The sequence below is a fragment of the Neobacillus cucumis genome (assembly GCF_016908975.1).
Lineage (GTDB): Bacteria > Bacillota > Bacilli > Bacillales > Cytobacillaceae > Neobacillus > Neobacillus cucumis.
Genome location: NZ_JAFBEX010000043.1, coordinates 14541 through 27142, shown reverse-complemented (window position 1 = coordinate 27142; position 12602 = coordinate 14541). Strand labels below are relative to the sequence as shown.

At 40.6% G+C, this 12602-nt stretch carries 13 protein-coding genes; 2 read left to right on the top strand and 11 right to left on the bottom strand.

The genetic code is table 11. From position 1 onward, the window contains the following. Positions 1-121 precede the first annotated feature (121 nt). From JOC76_RS28710 to JOC76_RS28670, 9 genes are all read right to left on the bottom strand, one after another. Positions 122-1252 carry a glycerate kinase gene (locus JOC76_RS28710; RefSeq protein WP_205182193.1) on the bottom strand — a complete coding sequence of 377 codons (1131 nt, stop codon included), beginning with the start codon at positions 1250-1252 and terminating at the stop codon, positions 122-124. A 62-nt stretch (positions 1253-1314) separates the two neighbouring features. Next, a complete protein-coding gene (locus JOC76_RS28705; protein ID WP_205182192.1) occupies positions 1315-2265 on the bottom strand; it encodes a ribose-phosphate diphosphokinase in 951 nt (316 codons plus the stop codon). Positions 2266-2382: 117 nt separating this feature from the next. Beyond that, complete coding sequence (locus JOC76_RS28700; protein WP_205182191.1) at positions 2383-3249, bottom strand: MurR/RpiR family transcriptional regulator; 867 nt, start codon at positions 3247-3249, stop codon at positions 2383-2385. A gap of 121 nt (positions 3250-3370) precedes the next feature. Next, positions 3371-4330, bottom strand: a complete 960-nt coding sequence (locus JOC76_RS28695; protein ID WP_205182190.1) for a D-2-hydroxyacid dehydrogenase — start codon at positions 4328-4330, stop codon at positions 3371-3373. Between the two features lie 122 nt (positions 4331-4452). Further along, complete coding sequence (locus JOC76_RS28690; protein ID WP_205182189.1) at positions 4453-5790, bottom strand: MFS transporter; 1338 nt, start codon at positions 5788-5790, stop codon at positions 4453-4455. Between the two features lie 46 nt (positions 5791-5836). Continuing rightward, on the bottom strand, positions 5837-7372 hold the full coding sequence (locus JOC76_RS28685) for a xylulokinase (RefSeq protein WP_205182188.1): 1536 nt from the start codon (positions 7370-7372) through the stop codon (positions 5837-5839). Positions 7373-7387: 15 nt separating this feature from the next. Further along, positions 7388-8215 (bottom strand): class I fructose-bisphosphate aldolase, encoded by an 828-nt coding sequence (locus JOC76_RS28680; RefSeq protein WP_239558098.1) that lies wholly within the window; start codon positions 8213-8215, stop codon positions 7388-7390. 34 nt (positions 8216-8249) lie between these two features. Continuing rightward, a complete protein-coding gene (locus tag JOC76_RS28675; RefSeq protein ID WP_205182187.1) occupies positions 8250-9287 on the bottom strand; it encodes a zinc-dependent dehydrogenase in 1038 nt (345 codons plus the stop codon). A 380-nt stretch (positions 9288-9667) separates the two neighbouring features. Further along, positions 9668-10543 (bottom strand): SH3 domain-containing protein, encoded by an 876-nt coding sequence (locus JOC76_RS28670; protein ID WP_205182186.1) that lies wholly within the window; start codon positions 10541-10543, stop codon positions 9668-9670. Positions 10544-10857: 314 nt separating this feature from the next. On the opposite strand from JOC76_RS28670, the gene JOC76_RS28665 reads away from it, so the two are divergent. Beyond that, on the top strand, positions 10858-11118 hold the full coding sequence (locus JOC76_RS28665) for a hypothetical protein (RefSeq protein WP_205182185.1): 261 nt from the start codon (positions 10858-10860) through the stop codon (positions 11116-11118). Here the strand turns inward: JOC76_RS28665 and JOC76_RS28660 are convergent. After that, positions 11099-11404, bottom strand: a complete 306-nt coding sequence (locus JOC76_RS28660) for an NUDIX hydrolase (protein WP_239558096.1) — start codon at positions 11402-11404, stop codon at positions 11099-11101. The genes JOC76_RS28665 and JOC76_RS28660 overlap by 20 nt on opposite strands. A 319-nt stretch (positions 11405-11723) precedes the next feature. Between JOC76_RS28660 and JOC76_RS28655 the strand changes: the two genes are divergently transcribed. After that, on the top strand, positions 11724-12230 hold the full coding sequence (locus tag JOC76_RS28655) for a hypothetical protein (protein WP_205182184.1): 507 nt from the start codon (positions 11724-11726) through the stop codon (positions 12228-12230). Positions 12231-12337: 107 nt separating this feature from the next. Here JOC76_RS28655 and JOC76_RS28650 read toward each other — a convergent pair whose 3' ends face one another. After that, positions 12338-12538 carry a hypothetical protein gene (locus JOC76_RS28650; RefSeq protein ID WP_205182183.1) on the bottom strand — a complete coding sequence of 67 codons (201 nt, stop codon included), beginning with the start codon at positions 12536-12538 and terminating at the stop codon, positions 12338-12340. Positions 12539-12602 lie beyond the last annotated feature (64 nt).

Below are 12602 nucleotides of genomic sequence, written 5' to 3'. Positions count from 1 at the left end.
CGGCACTCGCACTACCTGTCAGCTTTACATTTCCGCCACAACGGCATGTTAGGGACTTACACCCTTTAGAGCGAAGCGCTGCCAAGCGCACAAAGAAGCATGAGAACCGTCCCCATGCTTCCTACTTGTAAAAGAATGAACGAACTACTTGCTCAGCGGTGAATTCTGTTAGTTCACAGGCTCGATCCATTGCTTCTGTTAACGACATCGGTCTGTTGACAATGCTGTTGACGCTTACAACGCCGTGCTGATAAAGCGCTTCAACTCCATGTCCTATAGAGCCTGCTAGAATAATAGTGGGAATATTTTTCGATGAGGCTGCCTGCGCAACGCCCATTGGTGTTTTCCCCGATGCTGTTTGAAAATCCACCTTTCCCTCCCCTGTAATCACAAGGTCTGCTCCTTCGACTAATTGGTTTAACCTTGTATATTCTATGACAACGTCTATTCCTCGCTTCATATTGGAAGGGAAAAAAGCTTGAAAAGCACCACCGATTCCACCTGCTGCACCGGCGCCGGGCAGATCATGAAGGTGTACTCCAGTTTCCTTTTCAATTACGTCTGCGAAATTTTTTAAACATTCATCTAAAAATTCTACGTCCTCAGGAGTAGCACCCTTTTGGGGGCCAAAAACATTTGATGCCCCGTCTGGACCTATGAAAGGATTTTGGACATCTGATGCAATAAGAAATTTGCATTCGGCAATCCTTGAGTCAAAATTCGACTGATCTATAGAGGCAACTCTTATTAACTCAACACCTCCCAATCCAATTTCTGCCCCGCTTCCATCAAGTAGATTTAACCCCAGGGCCTGCAGCATCCCTGCCCCTCCGTCATTGGTGGCGGACCCACCCAAGGCAAGAATAAAGGATTTATATCCGTCATCCAAAGCTTTTTTTATTAATTCGCCCGTTCCATAGGTTGTGGCTTTTAAAGGATTTAAACGAGATATAGGGACAAGCACAAGCCCAGAGGCCTTTGCCATTTCAATTACACAGGTTTCTCCATCACCTAGAACTCCGTACTCCGCCTCGACCATGTCCCCAAGAGGACCTTTAACATTAACGGAAACCTTATGTCCCTGCGTAGCTGCTACGAGTGTATCTAATGTCCCTTCTCCTCCATCCCCGACAGGCAATAGAATCGTCTCTGCTTCAGGGAACGCACGTAATACTCCTTTTTGGATGGAATTCGCTGCTTTTTCTGAACTCATACTACCTTTGAATGAGTCAGGAGCAATGACAATTTTCATGGCGACCTCCTCGTTAAAAATTTTTATCTTCTCACATCGTAGAAAAAAAGCATCTGTAACTCTTATTCAAACAACGGACTTACCGATCTTTCATTATGAATTCGATCAATGGCTTCTACCAATAATGGTGCTAATGATAAACACGTAATCTTATCAATCCTTTTCTCTTCCGGCAGCTCAATGGTATTTGTTACAACAAGTTCTTTAATGGCTGAAGATTGAATCCTCTGAATGGCTGGGCCTGAGAGAACTGGGTGGGTACAGCAGGCATAAACAGCTTTTGCCCCTTTCTCAACTAAGGCATTGGCTGCTAAGGTAATCGTCCCCGCAGTATCAATTAAGTCATCGATAATAATGGCATCTTTGCCTTCAATATTTCCTACGATATTCATGATCTCGGCAACATTCGGTCGAGGGCGTCTTTTATCAATAAAAGCAATGGGAGCATGCAAACGACTCGCCATTTTTCTTGCTCGTACGACCCCACCGTTATCGGGGGCGACGACAACAATATCTTGTAATCCTTTATTTTCAAAATACTCAGCAAGGATCGGGACACCAATTAATTGATCAACCGGAATATCAAAAAAGCCCTGAATTTGGGGAGCATGAAGATCCATTGTAATGACCCTGTCCGCCCCAGCCCTTTCTAAAAGGTTTGCAATTAATTTGGCCGTAATCGGTTCACGAGAACGAGCCTTCCGGTCCTGCCGCGCATAGCCATAGTATGGTATGACAACGTTAACAATTTGAGCCGAGGCTCTTCTTAAAGCATCGATAAAGATGAGAAGCTCCATAATATGTTCATTAGCGGGCTGGGAAGTAGATTGGATGACATATATTTCACTTCCCCGCACACTTTCTTCAATATTAATTTGAATTTCTCCATCACTAAATCTTGTTACAGAGCATTTCCCCAACTCACAGCCCAACAGCGTAGCCATCTCATTAGCTAGCTCTTGATTAGAATTTAAAGCAAACATTTTAAAACTCTTCTTTAATTGGTACGCCATCACAAATCCACCACACAATATTTCGAATTTTTGAAAATATTTTTCATATTATCATCTTATCACGTGGTGGTAATTTCCTTCAATACATTTTTAAAAAAAGAGTAACTTTCTAATAAGCTACAGCTTTTTTTCAGATGTTGAATGGCGTGTTTTCTGAAGGTTTTCTTGACTAAATTCGTATTTTTGATTTGCTACAGCTGCGACAAGAATATCAATAATGGTTAATTGAGCAATCCTTGATGAGATCGCATCTGTACGGAATAATGTTTCCTTCGAAGCGGTTTGCAGAATAATATTTGAAATTTTTGTTATGGGCGATTTAGATGAATTGGTAATACAAATAAGGGTGGCACCTGCTTCCTTTGCCAATTTCATCGCAGCCAATACGTCAGTATTTGCTCCCGTATGTGAGATGCCAATGACGACATCCTGTTCTGTCAGTACACTCGCTGACATCGCCTGAAGAACCGAATCGTTATAAGCAAATGATTTAATCCCTAATTTTAAAAGCTTATGCTGTGCATCAAGAGCAACCGTTCCTGATCCACCTGTTCCATAAAACTCAATTAAACGGGCATTGGCAATGGCTTCAACGGCCTTAAGAATTTCATCATCACTACAAACTTCAATGGAATCATATAAAGCTTGAATGTTTGACTGAAAAACCTTCTTTTTAATCGTAACCGCATTGTCGCCTTTTTCAATCGCTTCATGAATCTGCATTTCAGGGGCGACTACTTCCTTTGCCAAGTTAATTTTTAAATCTTGAAATCCTTTATAGCCAAGCCGCTTGCATAAACGGACAATGGAGGATTCGCTTGTCTCACTTCTCTCAGCTACTTCTGTAATGGAAAGGTGGATAATTTCTTCCGGATTCTGTTCAATGAACTCAATAATCTTTTTTTCTGAGTCCCGCAGTTTTGACATCGCTGCACTTATTCTTGTAAAAAATCCCGGATTTGTATTTATGTTTAATTCACTCATGTATGGACTCCTCCTTCCTTTGATTTTATAATATTTATTCGACACTTTTCTACTTTATTTCTAAAAAAAAGGCAATGGAATTATCCATTGCCCGGAACTGATATCTGTCATGACTAAGGTTTTAACTGGAATGTACCACGTTCTTAGATCTTCCAACTACAAACGCTTTGATATTGTCCACTGCCAAATCCAATAAGCGACTGCGTGCTTCCTTAGTAGCCCAAGCAATATGAGGTGTGATAATACAATTTTTGGCATGCAACAGTGGGTTCGTATCTTCAGGGGGCTCCACCGCGAGAACATCCAATCCGGCACCGGCTATAACTCCTGCATTTAGAGCCTCTGCTAAATCCTTGTTGTTGACAAGTTTTCCCCTTGATGTATTGATAATAATAGAGGACGGTTTCATCAGGGATAAATTTTCAGCGTTTATCATACCTTCCGTTTCCGGAGTCAGCGGACAGTGCAAGCTGACAACATCTGATTGTTTCATTAAATCAGACAGCTCTGCCCATTGGAAATTAGGAAGGTCAATATCGCGATGATAAGCATCATAGGCGAGAATGTGCATACCAAATGCGGAAGCAAGCCTTGCCGTCTGAAGCCCGATGCGCCCGAAACCGACGATTCCCATCGTTTTACCAGCCAATTCAACAAGCGGGTAGTTCCAGAAGCACCAATCAGGATTCCTTCCCCATTGTCCTTCCATAACGGCATCACTATGGCGTTGAACATGATGGCAATGTTCCAACAGAAGGGCAAATACCATTTGGGATACCGACTCGGTCCCATAAGTCGGAATGTTACTCACGACGATCCCTCGTTCTTCTGCAGCCTTCGTATCCACTACATCAAAGCCTGTTGCCAAGACCCCAATATACTTAAGTTGAGGCAGCTGCTCAAGAGTTGCCCTGTTTAGTGGCGTTTTATTGGTCAAAATAATCTCTGCGGTTGACGCTCTTTCTATTATCAGCTCCTCTGGAGTACGATCGTAAACATCTGTCTTCCCTATCTGCAACAAAGCATCCCAACTTAAGTCACCAGGGTTTAAAGTATATCCATCTAAAATACATATATTCATAGAAATCCATCCCTCTCTTATCTAAGGAAAAATTTTTCCGCGTTTTTTCATTTTAATACGGCGGTGATTTCCTTCACTGCTTTTTTTAAAAAAAATTACATTTTTCAATGTATGTTTTTGGATTAAGCTTGTTTAGGTTCTTTTAATGTTAAGATTACACAGAAACCAATGACTAACATAATCCCAAAGAATCCAAATGCCAAGTTGTAATTACCGGTTGCGTCAAGGATCGCACCAACAATCATTGGTGAGAAGAATCCGCCCAGGTTTCCTCCACTGTTAACAGTACCAATTGCAATAGGATAGGTCTCTCTAGTTGTTAAGCCCATTGGATAAGCGGTAAAGGACGGCCAGCCGATATTAAGGAAGAAACCTGCAAAACCTAAGCTAAGTGCGATAAGTGTACTATTGTTAGGGATTTGTGTCACAACCAACATCATAACCGCTGTTGCCAGCGCTGTAATTAACATCGTTGGTTTACGTCTCTTTAAGAAAACTCGATCCGAAATTAAACCACCTAAGAGTGCCCCGATTAGTCCACCAATCGCGGGTGTGGAAGCAAGGAAGCCCATTTTAATCAATGAGAAGTGCTTTGCATTTACTAGATACATAGGAACCCATGTTAACATCCCGTATAACACACTGTTCATTAAGAAATAGGCAAGCGTATTTCCCCAAATATTCCAAGAAGTGAAAACCTTTTTGGGAGAGCTTATTGGTTGTACTTTTTGATAACGAATGAATTTATCAATCCAGCCAAGTGTTCTTTGGTCAACTTCCGTAGTTGTAGTTGTAACCACTTCTTCTTGACGGATGTAGTCCAATTCTGCTTGTGAAACCTTTGAACTGTCTTCTGGCTTTGATCGAACAACTAAATACCAAAGTATGGCGATAAATATCCCTGGAATTGAAAAATAGATGAATACAGAACGCCAGCCGAACGATACAGCAATCGCTGCAGCGACAATCGGTACAATGATGGGGGCAAGCTGGGTTGAAGCAATATAAAATCCTGTAGCAGTAGCCTTTTCTTTAGCTGGGAACCATTGGTTAATCGTCGATGTCATACTAACCGGTACAGGTCCTTCTGCTACACCTAATAGTAACCTTAAAATAACTAAGAAAGCAGCTCCTGTCACTGTTCCAAGTAAGAAAGTAACCACTGAAAAACCAATAACGGCAAGTGCCACTATTCCACGAGTTCCTTTTTTACGAAGCAGGAAGCCTGCAGGAATCTGGGTACACGCATATCCTAAGAAGAAGAAGCTTGATATGGCTCCGGCCTGGAAGTTGCTTAACGTAAATTCCTTTTGAATAAACGGAAGGACTACACCAATATTCGTCCGGTCTGCATAACAAACCATGTAAAGAATAAACACGAGTGAAAGAACTAACCAGCGATAGTTCGATTTCTGCTTGAGTGCATGATTGACCCTGACTTTGGCCTCAGGTACTGACATTTGATTTCCCCCAATTCGCTATTTTTGTAAAGGTTTTCATTTTCTTTTAAATTAAAACTTCACTATCCACTTTCTTTACCTTGTTTGCCCGCGATCTCGCAGTGGCACTTAACACAAAGAACGATTGTAAAGACGGATATAATTCATTAAATACCTGATATAACTCGTCATACGTTCTGACAGGTTCTTCCTCCGGCTCAACAATAAAGACCGTGTTGTTACTGATTTCATTTGCTGCATTTTCCAAAGACGCATACCAGCCAATCGCTGCACCAGCCATTAAACATGCTCCTAAAACAGCTGTTTCAGAAATATCCTTAATATGAAGCTTTTTATTTAAGACATTTGCTTTAATTCGCGCCCATTCTCTATTTTTGGCACCGCCGCCAATGGAAGGGAAACCGTCGATAGGAAGCTGATATTTCGTTTCAATAATCTCATTGATTTGTCTGAGTCCAAATGCGCACCCTTCCAATACGGCACGATACATATCCGCTTTCGTTGTATTCAAATGAATTCCTGCAAAAACACCTCGCGCATCGCCATCCCAAATAGGCGTCCTCTCTCCTTGCATATATGGAAGGAAAAAGACACCGCCAGCACCCGGTATCGAATCCTGTGCCAGCTCGCTTAAAATTTCTTTGGAATAACCTTCTGGTTTTAAAAATTGCTCATAGAACCATTGAACGGCTGCACCCGGAAACGACATCGGCCCATGAGATAACCAGCGGCCTTTAATGACATGGCATCGATTCATAAAGCGCACATCCAAGGCATCAGGGTTATCCATACAGGTGGTTAGCACGTTGGAGGTTCCTACGGATTCAAATATTTCATTGGCACCGATCCCAAGGGCCACTGTTGAACATGCTGTGTCCGCTGCACCGGCGATGACGGGAACAGAAGTAAAGGGTGCTTCATCGAGTATCAATTCTCCAACAATTGAACTGGGCGCTACAACATCCGGCAGCTTTTCACGGTCAATGCCAGCTTTCTCATAAATGGCTGCAGACCATTCGTATTTTTCAACATCATACATGCCGGTGTAGGAACCTTGCGTCCAATCCATCACAAAGCGCCCCGTAAGCTTATGCATAATAAACGTGGAAAGATTACCCCATTTATACATTTTTTTATAAGCTTCAGGAAAATGGTTCTTAAACCACAACAAAGTTGTAAGTGTATACATTCCAGGTTCTAATCGATTTTTTGTTATCTTAAATATCAAGTCCTCGCCAACTGTGCTCTTAATCCAGTCACACTCAGCTCTACTTCTTTGGTCTAAATATGTAATACCTTGATGTAACGACTCTCCATTTTCCGTCAAAAATACGGAACTATTGCAAAAAGTAGAAAGGGAAATCGCATCCACTTTACCAACTGTGTCAACTTGCTTCCAAACACTCAATAAAAGCGCTTTCGTTTTTTGCCAAACGTCCTCTAAATCTATCTCTACCAAACCCATTTTAGGATAAATCAGGGAGTATTGCTGGTACTCGAGGTACCGCAATACTCCTTCCTTATTCATAGCTCCGACCTTAATTCCGCTCGATCCGATATCGATTCCAATAATATGAGACATGACTCATCACCTTCATTAACTATATACTGGTTTGTTTATTAACTCATTATATAATTCAATGGTCTCTTTGACAGTACCTTTATTATGGATAATATTTTTAAATGCTTTTACAACTGCTGTTGGATTTGGGTTGTTCCAGACGATTCTTCCAAAGGTGATACCTGTTCCTCCAGCATCAATAACATCATATACCATTTGGAAATATTCTTCGATACCGCCGCCGTTATCGCCTCCAGCAACAACTACTTTTCCTGGAGTAGATTCAACTACTTTGCGGAATGTTTCTGGATTTCCAGTGTATTTTGTTTTGACAATATCAACACCTAGCTCTGCTCCGGCACGTACAGCGTAGGCTACATGTTTCCAATCATTCTTTTCATCTTCCGGAATTTGGTTTCCTCTTGGATAAATATGAGCGATCATTGGAAGTCCGACGGCTGCAGCTTGACCGGCAATGATTCCAAGATTACGAAGCTGTTCAGGCTGATCATCTCCGCCAACGATACAACCCATTGATACGGCATCTGCCCCTAAACGGACGACTTCATCTACTTGAGTCACCCATGCATCATAGTTTGGCTGCCAAGGTGAAAATGTTGAACATTTTAAAATCAAACCTGCTTTACCAGCATGTGGATGGAAGCACATTTCAGCAATTCCTTTGTGCATGGTCATGGCATCGGGACCACCTGCCACAATTTCATCAATCTTTCGTTGGATTGGCATCAATTCATCAAAAATACCTCGTGCCATTGCTTGGTCGACTGCTACCGCTAATAGTTTTCCATCCTGCTGGTTTAATAGACGCTTCATACGAATTTCTTTTCCTAATAATGCCATCATCAAACACTCCTCTTCCAATTTTAATTTTTTTGGTTTATTGGGTAATAATTGTTTTCATGCCTTTACCATTTTTCACATCTGCAATCGCCTGTTCAATATCCTCCAGGCCATATCCCGTTGTTGTGATGACCTCTGTATTAATTTGACCGGAAGCAATTAATGATAGTGACTTATGATAGTCAGAGCGAGTCAAAGAAGAAGTTCCATTTATATTAATCTCGTTATAATGGATAACGTTAGGATCAATTTCAGATAATACCCCGTTTGTAAATCCGGCAAATAGATTTAAGGTACCACCCTTTTTCAATAGCTTTGCACTTGAATTCACGAGGAATGGAATGCCAATTGCCATAAGGACAACATCTGCTCCTAGTCCATCTGTTTCACTAAGAACTAAATCCTCTAAAGAATCCTTTGTAGGATCGATCGCATAGTCCGCACCAGCAATAAGACCTTTTTCGCGGCGATGATCGATTGGTTCACTCAAAATAATCGATTTTGCTCCGGCAATTTTCGCTAATTGAACATGCATGAGTCCAATTGGGCCTCCGCCAATGACAACAACGACATCACCCATTTTCACATTGGCTTTTCTTTGACCGTTGAGACAGCATGCGAGCGGCTCGGTAACAACTGCTTGTTCAAAGGAGATGTGATCAGGAATTTTCACTACGTTACCTGCCTCTAATGCTGTGCGTGGAATTCGGACATATTCAGCAAATCCTCCATCAAATTCATAACCGATAGCCGTCCGGTTAGCACAGACATTTTCCCTTCCATTTAAGCAGTAATAACACTTTCCGCATGGAATAACCGGCATAACGCCAACCCGATCTCCTTCAAAGTAGCCTTTCACCTGGTCCCCGACCTCTTCAATAACCCCAACGAGTTCATGGCCGATTACGGAAGGAGTTCTTACACCCTTTGTTTTTTTTCCTTCAAAAATGCGGACATCCGTACCGCATACAGCACTTACTTTAACTTTTACCAGTACCTCATGTTCATCGATTGTCGGTTTGTTTACTTCCTCAAGCTTAAGTTCATCGGGTCCATAAAAAACTGCTGCTTTCATTACTCCTCACTCCTTCCTTATGTAACTAAATAATTTTTGGTGGTAATTTCCTTCACTAATAGATTAAAAAAAATGGCACTCTCTTTCTAAACTCGTAATCTACTACTAATTTACCTGAATTATGCTTAATACCCCCCTCACCTCTGGTGTACCATGTGATAAATGCGCTTTCTTTTAATTAAAAACAATATAAGTGCTTTTTTTAAAATTGTTTTTAATTAACTATTTCATGTACTTAGAATATCACATGGTGGTAATTTCCTTCAATACTTTTTTATAAAAAATGAATATTTTTTTCAAACGGATGAAAAATGGGGTTTCTGGATAAACAAAAAACCAACAGAAATGCTCTGTTGGCTTGGTTTTTCCATGGTGGAAACTTAGTATTTGTTTAGCTCATCAATCGGAGTTTGAATAATGACGGGATTCTTGTTAGGATCCAGCCATTTCAGGATGTTGACAACATTCGTTTGAGAAGTTGCGGTACAACCTAGTGTATATCCACTTCCAATATGGAAGAAAATCGCGCTGCCTTTATACGGAGTTCGTTGTGTATTGTAGTTGATAACAAAACCGTAAGTATAAGCGGCGATATTCATGTTTTCAGCACTATTCCATTGACCTTGTGTTTTACTTCTTGATTGCCATGTGTTGTAAAGTTTAGAAGTTGGATCATCTACCCAAACATCGTCACTTGTGATTTTTCGGTAAGGCATCTTGGTTCCTGGATTAGCATAACGTCCAAACGTGGTTCCAATTGAATACTTCCCAATGGGAGACCGCTTTCCGCCTTCACGCATATCCGCGGCAGTCGCAAATCCATATTTACCAATATAGCCTGTTGTCGTTAAAACAGGTACCCATTTACCTAGCGAATTTCTCTCAAATGTACGAATTTCAGCATTTGAGGTATTGTAGCCATTTGCAGTGACAAGTATTAACTGTTTGTTGTTTCCTACAGTCTTTAAGCCTTCTGCCATATTCTTAGTGGTTAGGTATTGATTGGATGCCCAACCAGTTGTACTGCCAACAGTGATTTTATCCCACGATCCTCTAGTTTCTGAAACAGTTACAGCTTGGTATTTCTTAACGGTTGTGATAATTTTGTAGGTCGTTCCCGGACCAGATCTGACATTCAATGTAGTCGCTGTGACATATTTTGTTACGCTTGTCGCAGCTTGGACCGGTTTAAGTGGGAAAAATCCTGTACATAAAACAAACATGGCAACAAAGATTGCTAAACCCTTTTTAAACATCTGCTTTACTTCTCCATTCTAGTCATAATAATCATCTATGTTTATTATTAGCGAACATATCATTCTATATCAATAGGATTAAAGCAGTCTTTTGTTTCATATTTAGAGAAGGGGCAATATAATTCAGCTATTGTGACCGTTTAGGAAAAATTAGTGTCGCTTTGGGCAATATAAATCCGCTTTGTGACCGTTTCAAAAAAATCGGTGTCACTTTGGGCAATATAAATCCGCTTTGTGACCCTTTCAAAAAAATCGGTGTCGCTTTGGGCAATATAAATCCGCTTTGTGACCCTTTCAAATAAATCGGTGTCGCTTTGGGCAATATAAATCCGCTTTGTGACCGTTTCAAAAAAATCGGTGTCGCTTTGGGCAATATAAATCCGCTTTGTGACCGTTTCGGAAAAATTGCTGCCGCTTCGGGCAATATAATTCGTTTTTATGACCGTTTCAAAAAAAATGGCGCTGCTTCGGGCAATATAGCATTTTCTTTTACCATTTTGGAGGAAAATCTAAAAAATATCTTAGCTCAATTAGAAACCCTTCAAATCCTTTTCCTCAACGTTCATCCGTCATAAATTTATATATCATAGCGGCCAGCCCCGCACCATGCTTGAAGTCCCCTTTAACAACGATCTCCTTCAACTCTTCCATTTGAAGATAATGCAATTCAATTTGTTCACTAGTCTCTAACCTCTGCTCAGTCGCTGTTAATCCGGCTGCCGCAAACAAGAAGATTTCTCTGTCGTCGAACCCGGAGAAGGATAAAAACTTCCTTATTCCAGCAAATGCTCGGCCACATAGCCTGTTTCTTCCTCCAGCTCCCTTTGGCAACTTCCAAAGGGGAATCCCCTTCTGAGTCAATCATTCCTGCAGGCAATTCCCATTGCTCTGTTAACCGCATGACGATACTGTCTCAAGTGATGAGGAATCATGGGGACGGTTCTCCTGATTCGGAAGCAGTAGAACCGTCCCCATGATTCCCCATGATTCCCTGCAAGTTAGCAAGATTCGCATAAATCCTTCAAACTTCCTCTTCTATCAAACGTTTAATTATATGTTCATTAAAGTGAAAGATAGTTTCAAAAAAATATTTCCGGGTACTACTGATATCGACACCGTTTTTAATTTAAATCCAATATATTGTAGCTATAGGACAAAGTGATCAAAGGGGGAAATTTGTATGAAATTGCAAAAATTAATGAAACTAATCTTTCCTGTATTAATGATATTTACATTGTTATTACTGCCCTCACAGATTTCCCGGACATATGCAACAACCAACGTTACAAAACCCCCCGCCTTGGAAAAAGCAACCACCTACCTTACTTCCTTCAAAGAGGTTAATGGGAAATGGGTGGGAAAATTTGATTATATCCAATGGTATTTCGGCAAATCCGCTGATACGGAATTTTTAAAGGATTGTAAATGCAGCAAAGAAATGGATCATGCACCCGACGGGTACTGGATTCGAAACGTTAATCCCAAGATACGTACCTTTACCATTTCAAATAATACCCAATATATCTTACAGACACGTAGTTTATACGCCATCAAATGGAATGAAAAAGTAACCAGGAGTCAGTTTATTACCTTTTTGAACCAACAGGATAAGCACCACCAAATTCCTTATCATATAGAGGTAAAAAATGGGGTTGTAACGAAAATCACTCAACAATATATACCTTAATTTTTAAGAAATATTACTGATAGAATGAATGATAGCCTGTTTATTAGAATTAAAATATACTAATGTTCTTTATTCACAACAAAGGGGCCTAGCGAGGCCCCTTCTTCTTATCCCATATCTTCGAATATTTTTTCAAATACCTCAAATGCTTCTGTATCGATACCAGACATCCAATGAATATAGTTGATTTCTTTTCCTGTTAAATCCCTGTCTAGCCTATTTGAAAATAAACGAACTAGTCGTTTATATCTTTCCTCTTCTTCTGTGACAAACGTAATGGCTTCTAAATACTCTTTTATAGTCATCATTTCGAATTCTCCTCCCTACTCCCCAATCTTGGCCAAATCTCCATAAAATTAAACCCAAGAAGCA

Excerpts from the sequence above, each read along its gene's own strand:
- JOC76_RS28710 (WP_205182193.1), bottom strand. The coding sequence starts at position 1,252 with ATGAAAATTGTCATTGCTCCTGACTCATTCAAAGGTAGTATGAGTTCA.
- JOC76_RS28705 (WP_205182192.1), bottom strand. The coding sequence starts at position 2,265 with ATGGCGTACCAATTAAAGAAGAGTTTTAAAATGTTTGCTTTAAATTCT.
- JOC76_RS28700 (WP_205182191.1), bottom strand. The coding sequence starts at position 3,249 with ATGAGTGAATTAAACATAAATACAAATCCGGGATTTTTTACAAGAATA.
- JOC76_RS28695 (WP_205182190.1), bottom strand. The coding sequence starts at position 4,330 with ATGAATATATGTATTTTAGATGGATATACTTTAAACCCTGGTGACTTA.
- JOC76_RS28690 (WP_205182189.1), bottom strand. The coding sequence starts at position 5,790 with ATGTCAGTACCTGAGGCCAAAGTCAGGGTCAATCATGCACTCAAGCAG.
- JOC76_RS28685 (WP_205182188.1), bottom strand. The coding sequence starts at position 7,372 with ATGTCTCATATTATTGGAATCGATATCGGATCGAGCGGAATTAAGGTC.
- JOC76_RS28680 (WP_239558098.1), bottom strand. The coding sequence starts at position 8,215 with ATGATGGCATTATTAGGAAAAGAAATTCGTATGAAGCGTCTATTAAAC.
- JOC76_RS28675 (WP_205182187.1), bottom strand. The coding sequence starts at position 9,287 with ATGAAAGCAGCAGTTTTTTATGGACCCGATGAACTTAAGCTTGAGGAA.
- JOC76_RS28670 (WP_205182186.1), bottom strand. The coding sequence starts at position 10,543 with ATGTTTAAAAAGGGTTTAGCAATCTTTGTTGCCATGTTTGTTTTATGT.
- JOC76_RS28655 (WP_205182184.1), top strand. The coding sequence starts at position 11,724 with ATGAAATTGCAAAAATTAATGAAACTAATCTTTCCTGTATTAATGATA.
- JOC76_RS28650 (WP_205182183.1), bottom strand. The coding sequence starts at position 12,538 with ATGATGACTATAAAAGAGTATTTAGAAGCCATTACGTTTGTCACAGAA.